Consider the following 17,113-nt stretch of genomic DNA (forward strand, 5'->3'; position numbering starts at 1 on the left):
CGGGCAGGGACGGGAGAAATGCAAAAGAACATGGTGTGGGCTGTCAACGCGAAGTCCGTTGTCGCTGGCAAACGCCCCCACGTAACAGCGCTGATCGCGCTGGCGCTGGCGGTTTCGTCGGCATTGAGCGGCTGTAGTTCGTTGTACACGGAAGGCGCGGTCGCGGGCGCCGGTATCGCGGGCGCCGCGGTCGCCAACAAGGTCACCAGCAATGCGGCGGTCGCGACCGGTATCGGTCTTGGCGCGGTCGCCGCCGCGCGCGCCGGTGTGCAGTACTCGGAGCGCGTAGTTCACACGAATACGCAGAACAGCATCGCGCAGGCGGCCGGTCCGCTCGAGGTCGGCGCGGTCGCCCCGTGGAGCATCACCCACTCTTTCCCAATCGAAGACGACGAACACGGCCGCGTGACCGTCAGCCGTCTGATCAGCACCGGCCCGCTCGACTGCAAGGAAATCGTCTTTTCCGTCGATCAAAACGCAACGCGCGACAAGCCCGCGAGCAGCGCGTTCTACATCGCATCGGTTTGCCGTGATGGTAAGGACTGGCGTTGGGCATCGGCCGAACCCGCCACCGAGCGCTGGGGTGCGCTGCAATGAAATTGCGTTCGCTTGGCGGTCCGATGGGTGATCGGATGCGGCTCATCGCGGCCGCCGCGCTATGCGTCGGCGCGAGCCTGCTGGCGAGCGGCTGCGCGTCGATCGGCGCCGCGAGCGGCGCGGCGGCGGGTGTCGCGTCGGGCCTCGTGACCAGCAATCCGGCCGTCGCGCTCGGCGTCGGCGTGGCCGTGCAGGCCGCGACCGACGAAGCGGTCGCGCGCTACATGCGCAGCATGCACAAGGATCAGCAGGATCTGATGGCGGCGCTGGTCGGCACGATGCCGGTCGGCGAAACTAAACCGTGGTCGGTCAAGCACACCTTGCCGATCGAAAACGGCCATGGCGAGGTACGCGTGACCCGCGCGTTCAGCTCGGCGCTCGCGCTGTGCAAGGATTTCGTGTTCTCGGTGCAGGACGGCGACGGCCCGAACGCGCCCGAGAGGTGGTTCACGGCGAGCGCGTGCCAGCAGGACAAGGGTTGGAAGTGGGCGACGGCCGAGCCGGCGGTTGCACGCTGGGGCAATCTGCAATAAAAAAGCGGCGAGGTTTTCCTCGCCGCTTTTTTGTCTGAACCGCAGTCGTTTCCGCGGCAACCCAGGCTTAAGACTCCACGTCTTCCAGACTGAAGATTTCGGTCTGGTCGTTATACGAAAAGATCTCGCCGTAACGGCCCCAGTTGATGACCGCGTCGAGCGTCTCTTCCGCCGCGCTGTCCGACAGGAAGTCCTCGAGCTCCTGCTCGAAACGCACGCGCGGCGCGCGATGTCCGGGCCGCTCGTTCAACACCTTCTTGATCCGCGCCGCGAGCGGCACGTGCCGCAGCAGATGCTCGGCGAACATCATCTTCCGTTCCTGCGTGCCGAACTCGGAGAACACGCGCGCCGGCGGCGTCAGGAAAATGTCGCCCTCGCGCACGTCGGCGAAACCGAGGTGCTGCAGCACTTCGGCGATCGGGAACAGATCGTCGACCTCCAGATGCAGCGAGCGCGCGATTTCCGGCATGTCCGCGCGGCCGTGATACGGCGCGGCGGCGAGCGTTTCGATCAGACCGGCCATCAGGTTGGTCGACACGTGCGGCAGCCAGCTACCGAGCTCCAGCCCCTTCTTGGTCTTTTCGTCGGTCTGACGCGCGGTCATCTTCGCGTAGATCTCGTCGACGAGGCGGCGGAATGCCGGGTCCAGACGGTTGCGCGGATGCTTGAACGGCACCTTGATCTCGGCGATCACGCGGCCCGGGTTCGACGACAGCACCAGAATGCGGTCGCACATGAACACCGCTTCCTCGATGTTGTGCGTCACGATCAGCACCGCCTTGATCGGCATGCGCCCCTGCGTCCAGAGATCGAGCAGGTCGGTACGCAGCGTTTCGGCGGTCAGCACGTCGAGCGCGGAGAACGGCTCGTCCATCAGCAGCAGCGTCGGATCGACGACGAGCGCGCGCGCAAAGCCGACGCGCTGGCGCATGCCGCCCGACAACTCGCGCGGATACGCGTTTTCGAAGCCGTCGAGGCCGATCAGGTCGATCGCGGCGAGCGCGCGCGTGCGCCGCTCAGACGCGCCGACGCCTTGCGCCTCGAGACCCGCTTCCACGTTCTGCAGCACGGTCAGCCACGGAAACAGCGCGAAGGTCTGGAACACCATCGCGACACCCTTGGCCGGGCCTGCGAGCGGCTTGCCCATGTACGTGACTTCGCCGTCGGTCGGCTCGATCAGACCGGCGATGATGCGCAACAGCGTCGACTTGCCCGAGCCCGAACGGCCAAGCAGGCCGACGATCTCGCCCTCGCGCAGCGACAGATTCGCGTCGTCGAGGACGAGCAGTTCGCCCTGCGTCTTGTTGAAGCCGCGGCACACGTCCTTCACGCGCAGGATTTCCTCGCCGAGGCGCGGGGGCTTCGGCGGCGTCTGGATCGGCGCGGCGGTCATAGCAGCTTTAGGATTTTGCATCGCGTTAAGCCTTCATTTCTCAATCTAGACGGAGCTTGCCTTCGGCGTAGGCGTACATCGGACGCCACAGCAGACGGTTGAACAGGGTCACGAACAGGGACATCACGGCGATGCCCACGATGATCTTCGGATAGTCGCCCGCCGCGGTAGTCTGCGCGATATAGGCGCCGAGGCCATGCGCGGCGACCTTGGTATCGCCCCACTGCACGAACTCGGCAACGATGCTCGCGTTCCACGCGCCGCCCGACGCGGTGATCGCACCGGTCACGTAGTACGGAAAAATGCCCGGCAGCATCGCCTGACGCCACCACTGCCAGCCGCGAATGTGGAAATTCTTGGCCGCCTCGCGGTAGTCGTTCGGATACGAGCTTGCACCTGCAATCACGTTGAACAGGATATACCACTGCGTGCCGAGCACGATCAGCGGCGACAGCCAAATGTCCGGATTCAGGTGAAAGCGCACGATCGCGATCACGAAAACCGGGAACAGCAAATTCGCCGGGAACGCCGCGAGGAACTGCGCGAGTGGCTGCATCTTTTCCGCGAGCGCGGGGCGCAGGCCAATCAGCACGCCGACGGGCACCCAGATCACGGAAGCGATCGCGATCAGCACGACCACGCGCAGGAGCGTGATCAGGCCCAGCACGAACACGTGGCCGATCTCGTCGAGCGTCACGCCGGTACGCACATACAGGAACACGCGGTACACCACATACACCGTGGCGAGCAGCACGATCGCCGCCCAGATGAAGTCGCCGAGCTTCGAGTTCTTCTCGCGCTGCGGGATGTGAAAGCGCGGCGCGCTGAACGCCGGCAGTTGGAAGCGCACCCGAGCCGCGCGCGCGAACATCCAGCCGAGCGGCACGAGCAACCGGTGAATCAGCCGCGTGCGGCGGATCAGGTCGAGCAGCCACGATTCCGGCGCATCGCCCGAACTCGTGAACTCCATGCGGAATTTGTCCGCCCACGCGACGAGCGGACGGAACAGCAACTGGTCGTAGGCGAGAATCACGACCGTCATCGCGAGGATGACCCAGCCAATCGCGTGCAGGTTCTTGTCGCTGATCGCCTGCGCCAGGTAGGCGCCGATGCCCGGCAGCGTAATCGTATGATTGCCGACCGTGATCGCTTCGGAAGCCACGACGAAGAACCAGCCGCCCGACATCGACATCATCATGTTCCAGATCAGGCCGGGCATCGAGAACGGCACTTCGAGTTTCCAGAAGCGCTGCCATGAAGTCAGATGAAAGCCGCGCGAGACTTCGTCGAGATCGCGCGGCACCGTGCGCAGCGACTGATAGAAGCTGAAAGTCATGTTCCACGCCTGGCTCGTGAAGATCGCGAAGATCGCGGCGAGTTCGGCGCCGAGCACGCGGCCCGGGAACATCGCGAGGAAGAACGTGACCGTGAACGAGATGTAGCCGAGCACCGGCACCGACTGCAGGATGTCGAGGATCGGCACCAGCACGAGACCGGCGCGGCGGCTCTTGGCGGCCAGCGTCCCGTAGACCAGCGTGAAGATCAGCGACGCGACCATCGCCGCGAGCATGCGCAGCGTGGTGCGCATCGCGTACTCGGGCAGGTTGGCCGGATCGAGCGAGATCGCCTGCGTCTTTAGCGTCGACATCGGCGCGAGCGTCTCGTGAAAGCCGATCGACGCCATCGCGATCAGGCAGATGATCAGCGGGAACGCGACGAAGTCCCAGCGGTTGGGCAACACGCGCCATGCCGACGCATTGGCGGTGCGGTTCAGGTTGAAGCTGAAATCCATCAGATGCCCTCCCTCTTCAAACAGGCATTCGAACGCTCGAAGGAGGCCGCGGCTGCTCCGCGGCGGTCTATGGGTCGGTCCGGAAAGCGGAAATCAGGCATGGCAAAACGCGCGTGCGTGGTAAATCGTTAGCGTTGGAGACACATGGTCCGGCAATGGACTGGTTCGTGAACGCGTCGCCCACGACCACAACCATCACGCCGAACTCCTGTCGCCGCGGGCGCCGCCCGAGGGCTGGCGGGTTTTTCTCGTTTTGGACGGCACGACACTACACCATCCTATGTTTCAGGCACAACCTTTCGCCGCAAATTGCGATACGGCCTCGCGAGGCCGTGGCGTAAGGCTTCAGCAAGCCCCGGCACGCGTCGCCGCGCCGCACTGTACCCTGCTGCCGCGTGCTTCAGCGTGACACGTCGCGAGGCCGTCTCGCGGCGTGGCGCGCAAGCCACATCGGCGCATCGCCCCCGGCCATCGTCGCTCGATCGCTTCATTGGCCCGCACAGCTATCAAGAAAGCGGCGCGGCTGCCGTTAAGAACCTGATCGGCGCGGCATATGCAGGCGGCATCCCAGCAATAACGGTGGCATCGTGCCCCGCGACGGTTAAAATCGGGAAACGACGTACCTGTTTATCAGCGGATCATCCCGGGCATGGCGACGGCGAAGCGCACGTCGCTCGCGACGGGACGAAACCGCAGCTGATGCAGATAACGACACAGCGTTGAGAGCGCGCTGCCCACGAACGAGCAAGTTGCATGTCACAGCCAGACGGATCAGAGGGTCGATGAACAGGACAACCTTGCGCCAGGTAGCCGGGCCGGTCAGCTTCGTGCTGATCGTACTCGTCTGCTGGTTCGTGGCTGGCATGGTCGCGGACCGGATGGTACAGCAAGAGCTGGACGCGGCGTTGCACACGCAGCGGCAAATGTCCACGTCGATCGTCGACAACATGGCTGAAGTGATTGCCAGCGACCTCGCGATGTCCCGCGCCATCCCCGCAACCATGGCCGAAATGGACGTGGTCCAGCGTGCCCTCGTGCAATCGCAGAATTATGCCGTGAACAGCGAGGCGGCGGAACCCGCCTTGCGAGCCGCCTTGCTCAAGGATCCGAAGATGGCCGGGGTCAGCAGGTTCCTGCACGAAGCGCAGGGCTTCTCCGGGCTCGATCAGGTCTGGATCGTCAACGCGAACGGCATTTGCGTCGCGTCGAGCGGCACGATGTCGAACCCCGAGGGTGCGCAGCAATCGTTCGTCGGCGTGGACATGCGCGCGCGCGGCTATCTGACCAACGCGCTGCTCGGCGCATTCTCCGAAGCCTACGGCGTGGGTCGCGCGAGCGGCGAGCCGGGCATCTTTATCGCCGCGCCGGTGTATGCGGACGGGCTGCTGGTCGGCGCGGTGGTCGCGAAGGTCGGCATCGCGCGGTTGCGCCACTGGGTCGCGCACGCGGGCACCTTCGTGTCCGACGACAACGGCGTCATCATCATGGCGCACAACAGCGCGCTCGAAGGCCACGCGTTGCCGAACTCGCGCGTCACGCTGATGAGCCCCGCCGAGCGGCGCATCATCTACCGCCGGGAGACGTTCCCCGACATGCTGATCCGCGAAGACACGCAAGTGCGTGAGCAGGCGCCGTGGGTGCCGGCGTCGGTCGCCGCGCAGCTGTTCGGCATGATCGAACGGCCGGCCCCGGCTCTCTATCAGAACCGCGGCGGCCTGAACTCGGGGCTCTCCGCGCACCTGGTCGATCCGCTCGCCGCGTGGCCGGAGCTGCTGCGCAACCACAAGCGCGACCACCTGCTGGTGTTCCTGACGCTGGCCGGCACCGTCGCGCTCGCGTGGGTGATCACCGTGTCCTACGTGCGCGAGCGGCGCCACCATCGCGCGACACGCGATCTCGCCGAGCAGTTGCAGTCGGCCAATACGCTGCTGTCGGCGGAGGCGCGGCACGATGCGTTGACCGGCGCGCTGTCGCGGCGCTATTTCCTCGACCTGCTGCGCCACGAGATCGATCGCGCGCACGCGGGGCGCGAGCCGCTGTGCATGGCGATCGCCGATCTCGACCACTTCAAGCAGATCAACGACCGCTTCGGCCACGCCGCCGGCGACCGCGCGCTCGAACATTTCGTCGATACGTGTCGCGCCGAGCTGCGTGGCTCCGACGCGGTCGGCCGGCTCGGCGGCGAAGAGTTCGGCCTGCTGCTGCCGGCCACCGATCTGACGGGCGGGCGCGAAGTCGTCGAGCGTCTGCGGCTGCGGTTGAAAGCGGTGCCCTCGCCGAAGCTGCCGGCCGCGGCGGGGCTGAGCGTGAGCATCGGCATCACCGAACTGTCGCCCGACGATCTGCCTGAGCGTCTCATGAGCCGCGCCGATACCGCGCTGTATGCGGCGAAGACCGGCGGGCGCGACCGCACCGAAGCACTGCCGCCCGACGATACGGCGCCGCCCACGCGCACCGCGGTGAATGCCTGGTGAATGCCTGACGCTCGCCGAAATATTCAGCGCGCGACGGTATCGCCCTCTCCGCTCAGCCAACCCACGCCGACACCCTGCCCCGCGCTGAAAACGACGCCGAGCCTCCCGCAACGAAGCAGGTATCATCAATCCTGATATCGGATTGTCACTACCGCACTAACGGGAGATTCGCATGAAGGGAAATCTGGTGATCGTCTGTCGCGATCACGACGCTGATGCTTTCGACCATCTGCTCGCCGAATACGGCGCGTTCCAGACGCGTCTGTCGTCGACCGCGTGGTATCTGAAACTGGAGGTCGCGCCGGAACTGATTCAGGAGGAAATACTCGCGCGCCTCGGCAAATATACGACGCACTATATCTTCGAGGCGGAATCGGTGACGTGGAATACCGTCGATAGCGAAACGGCGAACGCGTTGAATACGCTGTTTTCGGACTGAGCTCTCGCCGCTCGCGATGCCGACGCCTCGCGCGCGCATCGCGACTCCAACACCCCTGCTTCTACCAGGCGTTTTCCGAGGCGGTCGCGACCCGCGGCAGCACGTCGAACGGAAAACTCATCAACACCCGCAAACCGCGGCCGCCATGATTGCCGATTTCCCATTCACCGCCCGCGCGCCGCACGAGCCGCTCGACGATCGCAAGGCCCAGCCCGCTATGGCCGTTGCCGCCTCGCGCCGGATCGAGCCGCACGAACGGCCGGCTCGCGTTGATCAGGTCCTGGGCGGCGATGCCCGTGCCGCTGTCGCTAATTGATAGCGTAAAGCTCTGCGGTGTGCGCGCGGTCGCGACGACCACCGGCGGCGCGCCATACGCATGCGCGTTGTCGATCAGATTCGACAGAATCCGGTCGAGCGTGGCCGCCGGCAGCAGAAATGACGGCCCGGCGTTCAGTTCCGTGTGCACGGTCGGCGCACTGGTGGCCACCGCCCGATAGCTGCGCACGACACGCTCGCACTGCGCATCCACTTCCACGGGTTCGCTGCGGTCCGCGCCGTCGTGCGCGAACAGCAGGAACTGCTCGACGATATGCGTCATCGAATCGACGTCGCGCACGACGCCGTCGCGCGTCTTCGCGTCGTCCATCATTTCGGCGCGCAGCCGCAGACGCGCGAGCGGCGTCTTCAGGTCATGCGCGACACCGGCAAGCATCACCGCGCGATCGTTCTCGGTGCGCGCGACTTCCTGCACCATCTGATTGAAGCCATGGGTGAGTTGCCGCAACTCGCGCGGCCCGCGCTCGGGCACCGGTGGCACCGGCAGCCCGCGACCGAAGCGCGCCACCGCCTGCGCGAGCAAGCGCAGCGGCCGCTGTAGCGCCCAAGCAGCGAACAGCGCCGCCATCACCGCAAACGAGAAAATGATGACGAGCCACAAGACCGTGCGGTCGAGCGAGCGCGGCATGCGCAGCGGCTGCACCGGCACGACGATCCAGTTCTGATCGGTCACGGCGCGCACCCATAGCATGGGCGGAGCGCCGGGCGGACCGACGCGCACCTGGGTGTCGGCCGGCATGCGGTCGCGCACGTCCTCGACGAAACGCGCGAGCGGCGGCGGCATGTTCGCGCTGGGCGCCGGCACGTCCGGACTCGCCGGGTCGACCAGCTTCACACGCGACGGCAGCGGTTGATCCGGTGTGCGGGCGACGTGCTGACGCACCGCGTCGACGAGGAAGGTCGCTTCCTCGACCGCGTAGCGCGTTTGCAGTTGCGAACGTTCGAGTCGCATCAGCGCGTACCACGCGAAATGCGACAGCAACAGCACCGCGACGACGAGCAGCGCGAGCCGCCCGAACAGCGAATCAATGGGCCGACGCATGCTGCTCGCCGTCCGGCACAAACACGTAACCACGGCCGCGCACGGTCTGGATGAAGCGCGGCGTGGATGGATCGGTTTCGAGAATGCGACGCAGGCGCCACACCTGCACGTCGATGCCGCGGTCGGTGCCGTCGTACTCGGGACCGTGCAGCAGTTCCAGCAGGCGCTCGCGCGTGAGCGTGCGCATGGGGTGATTGACGAAAATCTTCAGCAGCGCGAACTCGCTGCCCGACAGCGGGAGCGGCTTGTCTTCGAGATGCAGCGTGCGCGACTGGAAATCCAGCGTGAAGCGGCCGAAGCTGAACGGCTCGCGCTGCTCGGGCGCGGCCGCCGACGGCAGCGTGCGGCGCCGCCGCAGCACCGCCTGCACGCGCGCGAGCAGTTCGCGCGGATTGAACGGTTTGCCGAGGTAATCGTCCGCGCCGAGTTCGAGCCCGACGATACGATCGACGTCGTCCGCACGCGCGGTCAGCATGATGACGGGGATATCATCGCCCGACGCACGCAGCTTGCGCAGCGCGGTGAGGCCGTCCACGCCGGGCATCATCAGGTCCAGCACGATGAGGTCGGGGCGCTCGCGCTCGAGGCGCCGTTCGAGCGAGCCCGCGTCGTGCAGCACCGAAACTTCGATGCCCTGACGGGCGAGATAGTCGCGCAACAGATCGCGCAGTTCGACGTCGTCGTCGACGACCAGGATTTGAGTAGCCATGGAATGAAGTTTAACGCGCAGCCAAAAGGGATTTCGTTTTCCAAACGGTCTGAAGGGTTACCGGGTGTTACGGTGAAAGCCGCACGTAATTGCTGGTAATAGCGGCGTCCGGGCGCGTAACACAGCGGTGCACCCGGTTCTCTACGCTGTGCCTTACCGAGTGCAGGCAGTCCAAAGACCGGTTGCTTCGTCGGCTATTCCATTACAAGGAGCCTCATATGTCCACCAAAAAGATGTCGCGCGTTCTCGCCGTTGCTGCCACCGCTCTCGCCATCGGCGCGGGCGCCGCTTACGCCGCCCAACCCGCCGAGCAGGCGCACGGCGGGCCCGGCGGCTGGCATGGCCACTTCATGAAGGAACTGACCCAACTCCACGACCGGCTAAAGCTGAACGCGGATCAGGAAAAGCTGTGGCAAAACGCGCTCGATACGATGAAGCAGAACCACGAAGCGATGCGCGCCAACCACAAGCAGGTTCAAGACCAGTTCAAGGCCGCACAGCAACAGCCGATCCTCGATCTGAACGCGATGGCCGCGACGCATCAGCAGATCGAGCAGAAGGACGCGCAACTGCGTCAGCAAACCACCGACGCGTGGCTGAAGTTCTATAACGGCCTGAACGACCAGCAGAAGACCACCGTCAGCACGGCGCTGAAGCAGCGCTTCGCGCGGATGGAGCAGCGTCACGAGAAGATGCGCGAGCGCTGGGAGCATCACAAGGGCGCCGCGTCGGCGCCGGCCGCCAATCAATAAGCGGCGCATTCGCGAGGCGGACCAGGGAGGGCGCCTCGCTAATAGAAAAACGCCACGGACGAGGTTTTCCGTGGCGTTGCTCTTTGGCGCTGCTCGCCGCTCGATCGGCGGCCCGCGCGAATCAACTGCTTGAATCAGCCGTTCAACTGACCCAGATCGAACAGCAGCACTTCCGCGTCGTCGCCCTTTTCCAGCGTCACCGTGTCGACGTCGCTGAGCTTCGCGGCATCGCCCGCCTCGAGCACCGTGCCGTTCACGCTCAGCGTGCCGCGCGCGACGTGCAGATAGCCGAGGCGCCCCGCCGGCAGCGCGAACGTCGCGTGTTCGGCGCCGTCGAACAGTCCCGCGTAGATCGACGCGTCCGCATGGATCGTCACCGAGCCGTCACGGCCGTCGGGCGACGCGATCACGCAGGCGGCCGCGCTTGCTGTCGGCGTCGAAGCGCTTTTCCTCGTAGCCGGGCTGGTCGCCCGCGCGGCCCGGGATGATCCAGATCTGCAGCAAGTGCACGAGTTCGTCGCTCGACGCGTTGAACTCGCTATGCTGCACGCCGGTGCCCGCGCTCATGCGCTGCACGTCGCCGGGACGGATCGTCGAGCCATTGCCCATGCTGTCGCGATGCGCGAGCGCGCCTTCGAGCACATACGTGACGATCTCCATGTCGCGATGCCCGTGCGCGCCGAAACCCTTACCGCCGGCGATGCGGTCTTCGTTGATCACGCGCAGCGGCCCGAAGTGCACGTGCTCGGGGTCGCGGTAATCGGCAAACGAGAAGCTGTGATACGAGTCGAGCCAGCCGTGGTTCGCGTGACCGCGTTCTGCGGAGCGGCGAATCTCAATCATGGAAAGTCTCCCGGTAAGTAATCAATCAGAGCGATGCCGGGAATGTAGGGGTTGCGCCCCCCCATAACAATCGTACGCAACCGCACCGCAGCGTTCCATCGCTGCATGCAATCGCGCGACCGGCGAGCCCATCGCGCGGAAAGCCCGGCGCCCGGATGCCCGGCGCCCGCAAAACCGCGCCGGCGTCGCGCACGCACAACGCGTTGCACGGCGTCTTGCCGCTCGATGCCGCGCTGCGCTGGCAGCTTGCCGCTCTTCGGGTAAAATACCGCGCTTTTCAAGCCGCGTGGACGTCCCGCGGGACGTGCAGGCCGCGCCGGCAAGCCTCGGCGGGCCGGCCGCAACCGGTGCGCGACGGGCTTCGACTCGGCACCACACCGTGCGAGCCACGCCCGATAAGCACCGAACGCGCCGGACCGGCGCGCCACGTCGGACGAACCGCCCGCGCAAGGACGACCAGAGCGCGGCGACAATCCCTGCGGCACGGCAATTTTGACCGCCTAGAATAGCGACCGTCGGCCCTCGGCCGGTGCTCGTCGAGTCGTGTTATTACGACGATCAGTTTGATTCAGGAGAAACATGAAGAAGTTCGCACTGTGCGTGGCTCTGGCAGTCATGGCCACCGGCGCGACGGCGAAAGAATGGAAAACGGTGCGCATCGGGGTCGACGCCAGTTATCCGCCATTCGAATCGAAGGCGCCTGATGGCGACATCGTCGGTTTCGATGCCGATCTGACCCGCGCGCTGTGCGCGAAGATGAACGTGAAGTGCGTGTGGGTCGCGCAGGATCTCGATGGCATCATCCCGGCGCTGAAAGCTCGCAAGTTCGACGCGATCGTTTCCTCGCTGAGCGTCACCGACAAGCGCCGCGAGCAGATCGACTTCTCCGACAGGATGTTCGACGCGCCCGCCCGCATGATTGCGAAAACCGGTTCGCCGCTTCGGCCCACCCCTGAATCGCTGAAAGGCAAGCACGTCGGCGTCGAGCAGGGTTCGACGCAGGAACAGTACGCGAAGGCCTGGTGGGAGCCGAAGGGCGTGCTCGTCGTGTCGTACCAGAATCAGGACGAGGTGTACGCGGATCTCGCGTCGGGGCGCCTCGACGCCGCGCTGCAGGACGAAGTGCAGGCCGACGCCGGTTTTCTGAAGACGCCGCGCGGCAAAGGGTTCTCCTGGGCCGGTCCGGAAGTGAAGGATCCGCAGACGATCGGCGAAGGCACCGCGATCGGTCTGCGCAAGGGCGATGCCGAGCTGAAGGCGAAGTTCAATCAGGCGCTCGCCGAGGTTCATCAGGACGGCACGTTCAAGAAGCTCGAAAAGCAGTACTTCGATTTCGACATTTATCCCGGCCGTTGAGCGAAACAGGCAGGATACTGCGTGGTAAGCCGGCTCGTGCCGGTGGCAGTGAAAGCGGCAACGAAGGTGGCGACACCAGGCAGTAGATTCACCAGGCAGTAGATTCAAAACAATCCGAGACGAAAGTCCCACAAGCGCGCTGCAGGAGCACCAACGTTTCTGCAGCATGATTTGCACAGCGGCACGCTGTGCGCTGCGGATCACGGCGAGCCAGGCGCTCGTCCCCGACGCGGCGCTACGCGGACCGCGTCTTTCGCGGTGCGCGTAGCGCATCGTCGTGGACTACCTATGTTCCTTCAAGGCTACGGCCCGCTGCTTCTCAGCGGCACCTGGCAAACCGTCAAGCTGGCGGTGTTCTCGCTCGCGCTCGCGTTCGTGCTCGGCCTGCTCGGCGCGGCGGCGAAATTGTCGAAGAACCGTCTGTCGAACGGCATCGGCACGGTGTATACGACGCTCGTGCGCGGCGTGCCCGATCTCGTGCTGATGCTGCTGCTGTTCTATAGCATCCAGATCTGGCTGAACAACCTGACCGACGCGCTCGGCTGGGAGCAGATCGACATCGACCCGTTCGTGGCCGGCGTCGCGGTGCTCGGCTTCATCTACGGCGCGTACTTCACCGAGACGTTCCGCGGCGCGTTTATCGCGGTGCCGCGCGGCCAGCTCGAAGCGGGCGTTGCCTACGGCATGACGAGCTGGCAGGTGTTCTCGCGCGTGATGTTCCCGCAAATGATGCGCTTCGCGCTTCCGGGCATCGGCAATAACTGGCAGGTGATGGTCAAGGCGACCGCGCTCGTGTCGATCATCGGTCTCGCCGACGTCGTCAAGGCCTCGCAGGACGCCGGCAAGGGTACCTTGCGGTTCTTCTTCTTTACCCTGCTCGCGGGGGCGATCTATCTCGTCATCACCACCGTATCGAACTTCGTGCTGATTTACCTCGAAAAGCGTTACTCGACCGGCGTGCGAAAGGCGGATCTATGATCGAGATCATTCAGCAATACTGGCGCAACTATCTGTTCACCGACGGCTATCGCTTCACCGGCGTCGCGATCACGTTATGGCTGCTGGTCGTGTCGATCGGCCTCGGCTTCTGCCTGTCGGTGCCGCTCGCGGTCGCGCGCGTGTCGAAGAAGAAATGGCTCGCGGGCCTCGTGTGGCTCTATACGTATATCTTCCGCGGCACGCCGCTCTACGTGCAGCTGCTGCTGTGCTACACGGGTCTCTACAGCCTCGAGATCATCCGCAACAACGAGCTGACCAACGCGTTCTTTCGCGACGGCATGCACTGCACGCTGCTCGCGTTCACGCTGAATACCTGCGCGTACACGACCGAAATCTTCGCGGGCGCGATCAAGGCGACGCCCTACGGCGAGATCGAAGCGGCGCGCGCGTACGGCATGTCGTCGTTCACGCTGTACCGGCGCGTGATTCTGCCGTCGGCGCTGCGCCGCGCACTGCCCTACTACAGCAACGAAGTGATCCTGATGCTGCACGCGACCACCGTCGCGTTCACGGCCACGGTGCCGGACATCCTGAAGATCGCGCGCGACGTGAACTCCGCGACGTACCAGTCGTTCAATGCGTTCGGCATCGCCGCGCTGCTGTATCTGTGTATTTCTTTCGCGCTCGTGTGGCTGTTCCGCCGCGCCGAGCGTCGCTGGCTCGCTTACCTGCGGCCGCAAGGCAAGTAACTGCGCGTCCCTGGACAAGCAAGCTCGTTAAGGATCCTGATGAACTCCAAGAAGCAGAAGCTCTTCGTCGACGAGCTTCACAAAAAGTACGGCGACAACGAAGTCCTCAAGGGCGTGTCGCTGAAAGCCAATGCCGGCGACGTGATCAGCGTGATCGGTTCGTCCGGTTCGGGCAAGAGCACGATGCTCCGCTGCATCAACTTTCTCGAACAGCCGAACGCGGGGCGCATTTTCGTCGACGGCGAGGAAGTGCGCACGCAGACCGCCAGGGACGGCGCGTTGCGCGTGTCGGACCCGAAGCAGTTGCAGCGTGTGCGCACCAAGCTTTCGATGGTGTTCCAGCACTTCAACCTGTGGTCGCACATGAACGTGCTCGAGAACATCATCGAGGCGCCGGTGCATGTGCTCGGTCTGAAGCGCAAGGAAGCCGAGGACCGCGCGCGCGAATATCTGGAGAAGGTCGGTCTCGCGCCGCGTCTCGAGAAGCAGTATCCGTCGCATCTGTCGGGCGGCCAGCAGCAGCGTGTCGCGATTGCGCGGGCGCTGGCGATGCACCCCGACGTGATGCTGTTCGACGAGCCGACCTCCGCGCTCGACCCGGAACTCGTCGGCGAAGTGCTGAAGGTAATGCAGAAGCTCGCCGAGGAGGGCCGCACGATGATCGTCGTCACGCACGAAATGGGCTTCGCGCGCAACGTGTCGAACCACGTGATGTTTCTGCACCAGGGCCGCGTCGAGGAAGAAGGCCATCCCGACGAAGTGTTCAGGAACACGAAGAGCGAACGTCTGAAGCAATTCCTGTCGGGCAGTCTCAAGTAATAAAATTACCCGCGACTTATGATGCGAATGGCATAGAAAATGTAGTCAATGTAGTTTTACAAGGCGCTTACGAGCGCCTTTTTCGTTTTCACCATGTCCTTCCGCCCGGCCATTCGAACGACGAAAAAGCGCCGAAAATCCCACAAAACGGGCCATTCAGACCGAGTTTTCGCCCTAACCTGCCGCTTTTGACTCGTCAATAGTGACAATCCTTAATACGACCCCTTCCAAGCCGCGATTCCCTTGCCGGACAAGGCTCTGCGCCTTTTCCCGAGGAACTCCTTCGGGTCCCAGCCCACATTCGTATTGCAATTTGGCGACACCCCCTGTTGGCGGTACTAATTTCTTCTCCCAGTTAAAGTTATTTTTGATAAATTGGTAACCAAAGTACCAAAACAAAGTTGATTAAAAGTAGTTTCACTTCAAAACACAGAGGAGAACCGGTCGGCGTGGGATCGGCATGACGCAAAGATAGCTCGACGCTACATGTCATGGCAGGAGAATCCCTATCCACCCGCCACTCTCCCCTGGTACCGCTTTCTGTTCGGTGCTTATCGCGTCCGAACACCACTCGCAGTACTGGGTTTCTTTTTTTTGACAGGGTATGGAGGAGAAGATGAAGAAAGCTTTGCTCGTCGCTGCGCTGATGTCGGCCGGCGTTGTTGCACACGCTCAGAGTAGCGTCACGCTGTATGGCCGTTTGGATGCAGGTCTCGAGTACATGTCCGGCGTCCCGACCGGCGCTAACGCCAACGGCGCGGCCAACACCAGCTCGAACCGCTTCAAGGCGGAAAGCGGCGACTGGGGCACCAGCCTGTGGGGCATGAAGGGTGTCGAGGACATTGGCGCCGGCAACAAGATCCTGTTCCAGTTGGAAGGCGCGTTCAACACGATGACGGGTGCAGGTCCCGGCGGCGGCGGTCTCTTCAATCGCTGGGCAACGGTCGGTATTTCGAACAACCAGTATGGTACGTTCACGATGGGCCGCATGCTCTTCATCTCGAACGGCGTGTGGGACTTCGACCCGTTCGGTCAGTCGAACTGGTCGTCGGCATCGCTGGTACGTGGCCGCAACTGGCCGCAGTCGAGCAACAACTTCGCGTACCAGTCGCCGAAGATCGCAGGCTTTGACTTCTACGGTCAGTACGCGCTGTCGAACGCGACGAGCTGGAACGGTAACGGCTCGACGCCGCAAGGTCGCGAAGCTGGCGCGCAGGTCACCTACACGACGTCGCTCTTCCAGATCCGCGGTCTGTACGACGAAATCCGCAACCCGGCGAACGGCCAGTTGTGGGGTGGCCCGGTCGCCAACAACGGTATCAATACGGCTAACACGGCCAACGGCGTATTCGCTGCATCGCGCGAGTACTCGGCTCTGCTGAACGTGTTCCTCGGCCAGTTCAAGATTCAGGCCGCTTATCAGGCAGTCCGTTCGGCAGGCGCAACGGGCGTTCTGCCCGGTCAGCCGACCACGCTCGATCACGAATGGGGCGGTGTGACGTGGCAGGCAACGCCGGCTGCAGCGCTGATCGCGGCGGTCTACCACGTGAACGGCAACAACGGCGCGGGCAATGCGACGATCTACACGATCGGCGGTTCGTACAACCTGTCGAAGCGCACGCTGCTCGACCTGCAGGCAGCGACGGTGCGCAACAGCCGCAATGCTAACTTCGGTCTGAACGCGAACAATGCGGGCTTCGCCGCTGCAACGGACAACCCGCTGCAAGGCCGCCAGCAAAGCGGCGTGTACGCAGGTATCCAGCACTCGTTCTAAGCGAACGGTACGCCCCGAGGGTCATCCCTCGGGGTGTAATACAAGTTTCTTCGAGAGAATCTTTTTCACGCTGCTGCGAGAGGCGCGTATCGGTGCAATATCCGCAAGGGTATTGCGCCGTTTTTTATTCGGCGCACGGTTTTTGCCGTTGCGCGCACCGGGCCGGTGCGTGATTGCGTCGGCTTATACCGCTGCTTCGTTCTCTTCGCCGGTACGGATACGGATGACGCGCTCGACGTCCGCGACGAAGATCTTGCCGTCGCCGATCTTGCCGGTACGCGCCGCGCCGATGATCGCGTCGATGACCTGATCGCACTGGCTGTCCGCGACCACGACTTCGATCTTCACTTTCGGCAGAAAGTCGACCACGTATTCCGCACCACGATAGAGCTCGGTATGCCCTTTCTGGCGGCCGAACCCCTTGACCTCGGTAACGGTCAGGCCGGTGAGGCCGACTTCCGCGAGGGCCTCGCGCACTTCGTCGAGTTTGAACGGTTTGATGACTGCGGTGATGCGCTTCATGGCGAACCTCGTCTCTTGATGGGAAGAGTGGAAAGGAAAAGGAT

The 17,113-nt window shown here is 64.0% G+C and carries 15 protein-coding genes and 1 pseudogene; 10 read left to right on the plus strand and 6 right to left on the minus strand.

Annotated elements, in window-relative coordinates:
- The first annotated feature begins 18 nt into the window (after positions 1-18).
- Both F6X40_RS05665 and F6X40_RS05670 read left to right on the plus strand, forming a co-directional pair.
- On the plus strand, positions 19-597 hold the full coding sequence (locus F6X40_RS05665) for a hypothetical protein (RefSeq protein ID WP_187627080.1): 579 nt from the start codon (positions 19-21) through the stop codon (positions 595-597).
- The gene (locus tag F6X40_RS05670) at positions 594-1,130 is read left to right on the plus strand and encodes a hypothetical protein (RefSeq protein ID WP_187627081.1); all 537 of its coding nucleotides are present in this window, start codon (positions 594-596) and stop codon (positions 1,128-1,130) included. The genes F6X40_RS05665 and F6X40_RS05670 overlap by 4 nt, the downstream gene beginning before the upstream one ends.
- A gap of 67 nt (positions 1,131-1,197) precedes the next feature.
- On the opposite strand, the gene F6X40_RS05675 is transcribed toward F6X40_RS05670, so the two are convergent.
- Positions 1,198-2,544 carry an AAA-associated domain-containing protein gene (locus tag F6X40_RS05675; protein WP_026225663.1) on the minus strand — a complete coding sequence of 449 codons (1,347 nt, stop codon included), beginning with the start codon at positions 2,542-2,544 and terminating at the stop codon, positions 1,198-1,200.
- A gap of 19 nt (positions 2,545-2,563) precedes the next feature.
- Positions 2,564-4,315: an ABC transporter permease gene (locus tag F6X40_RS05680; protein WP_184065520.1), complete on the minus strand. Its 1,752-nt coding sequence runs from the start codon at positions 4,313-4,315 to the stop codon at positions 2,564-2,566.
- 782 nt (positions 4,316-5,097) lie between these two features.
- Between F6X40_RS05680 and F6X40_RS05685 the strand changes: the two genes are divergently transcribed.
- Complete coding sequence (locus tag F6X40_RS05685; RefSeq protein WP_187627082.1) at positions 5,098-6,789, plus strand: sensor domain-containing diguanylate cyclase; 1,692 nt, start codon at positions 5,098-5,100, stop codon at positions 6,787-6,789.
- A gap of 172 nt (positions 6,790-6,961) precedes the next feature.
- Positions 6,962-7,228 carry a hypothetical protein gene (locus F6X40_RS05690; RefSeq protein WP_018419782.1) on the plus strand — a complete coding sequence of 89 codons (267 nt, stop codon included), beginning with the start codon at positions 6,962-6,964 and terminating at the stop codon, positions 7,226-7,228.
- Between the two features lie 61 nt (positions 7,229-7,289).
- Here the strand turns inward: F6X40_RS05690 and F6X40_RS05695 are convergent, their stop codons facing one another.
- Together F6X40_RS05695 and F6X40_RS05700 are read right to left on the minus strand one after the other, a co-directional pair.
- On the minus strand, positions 7,290-8,606 hold the full coding sequence (locus F6X40_RS05695) for an ATP-binding protein (RefSeq protein WP_187627083.1): 1,317 nt from the start codon (positions 8,604-8,606) through the stop codon (positions 7,290-7,292).
- On the minus strand, positions 8,590-9,315 hold the full coding sequence (locus F6X40_RS05700) for a response regulator (protein ID WP_184065514.1): 726 nt from the start codon (positions 9,313-9,315) through the stop codon (positions 8,590-8,592). The genes F6X40_RS05695 and F6X40_RS05700 overlap by 17 nt, the downstream gene beginning before the upstream one ends.
- Positions 9,316-9,533: 218 nt before the next feature.
- Here F6X40_RS05700 and F6X40_RS05705 point away from each other — a divergent pair, with 218 nt between their 5' ends.
- Positions 9,534-10,067, plus strand: a complete 534-nt coding sequence (locus tag F6X40_RS05705) for a periplasmic heavy metal sensor (RefSeq protein ID WP_184045708.1) — start codon at positions 9,534-9,536, stop codon at positions 10,065-10,067.
- Between the two features lie 134 nt (positions 10,068-10,201).
- On the opposite strand, the pseudogene F6X40_RS05710 reads toward F6X40_RS05705, so the two are convergent.
- A pseudogene (locus tag F6X40_RS05710) lies at positions 10,202-10,910 on the minus strand (pirin family protein).
- Between the two features lie 579 nt (positions 10,911-11,489).
- On the opposite strand from F6X40_RS05710, the gene F6X40_RS05715 reads away from it, so the two are divergent.
- The 5 genes from F6X40_RS05715 to F6X40_RS05735 all read left to right on the plus strand — a co-directional run bounded on the left by F6X40_RS05715 (position 11,490) and on the right by F6X40_RS05735 (position 16,547).
- Positions 11,490-12,266 carry an ABC transporter substrate-binding protein gene (locus tag F6X40_RS05715; protein WP_187627084.1) on the plus strand — a complete coding sequence of 259 codons (777 nt, stop codon included), beginning with the start codon at positions 11,490-11,492 and terminating at the stop codon, positions 12,264-12,266.
- A 288-nt stretch (positions 12,267-12,554) separates the two neighbouring features.
- A complete protein-coding gene (locus F6X40_RS05720; RefSeq protein ID WP_187627085.1) occupies positions 12,555-13,244 on the plus strand; it encodes an ABC transporter permease in 690 nt (229 codons plus the stop codon).
- A complete protein-coding gene (locus tag F6X40_RS05725; protein ID WP_018419774.1) occupies positions 13,241-13,954 on the plus strand; it encodes an ABC transporter permease in 714 nt (237 codons plus the stop codon). Before F6X40_RS05720 ends, F6X40_RS05725 begins: the two co-directional genes overlap by 4 nt.
- Before the next feature lie 39 nt (positions 13,955-13,993).
- Positions 13,994-14,773 carry an ABC transporter ATP-binding protein gene (locus F6X40_RS05730; protein ID WP_184021339.1) on the plus strand — a complete coding sequence of 260 codons (780 nt, stop codon included), beginning with the start codon at positions 13,994-13,996 and terminating at the stop codon, positions 14,771-14,773.
- Positions 14,774-15,389: 616 nt separating this feature from the next.
- Entirely contained in the window at positions 15,390-16,547 is a 1,158-nt protein-coding gene (locus F6X40_RS05735; protein ID WP_187627086.1) for a porin, read from the plus strand.
- A gap of 183 nt (positions 16,548-16,730) precedes the next feature.
- On the opposite strand, the gene glnK is transcribed toward F6X40_RS05735, so the two are convergent.
- Positions 16,731-17,069, minus strand: coding sequence for a P-II family nitrogen regulator (glnK, locus tag F6X40_RS05740; protein ID WP_013088783.1), 339 nt, complete (start codon positions 17,067-17,069; stop codon positions 16,731-16,733).
- Between the last annotated feature and the right edge of the window lie 44 nt (positions 17,070-17,113).

Source organism: Paraburkholderia sp. UCT31, from assembly GCF_014397655.1.
In the GTDB taxonomy this organism is placed as follows: Bacteria; Pseudomonadota; Gammaproteobacteria; order Burkholderiales; family Burkholderiaceae; genus Paraburkholderia; species Paraburkholderia tuberum.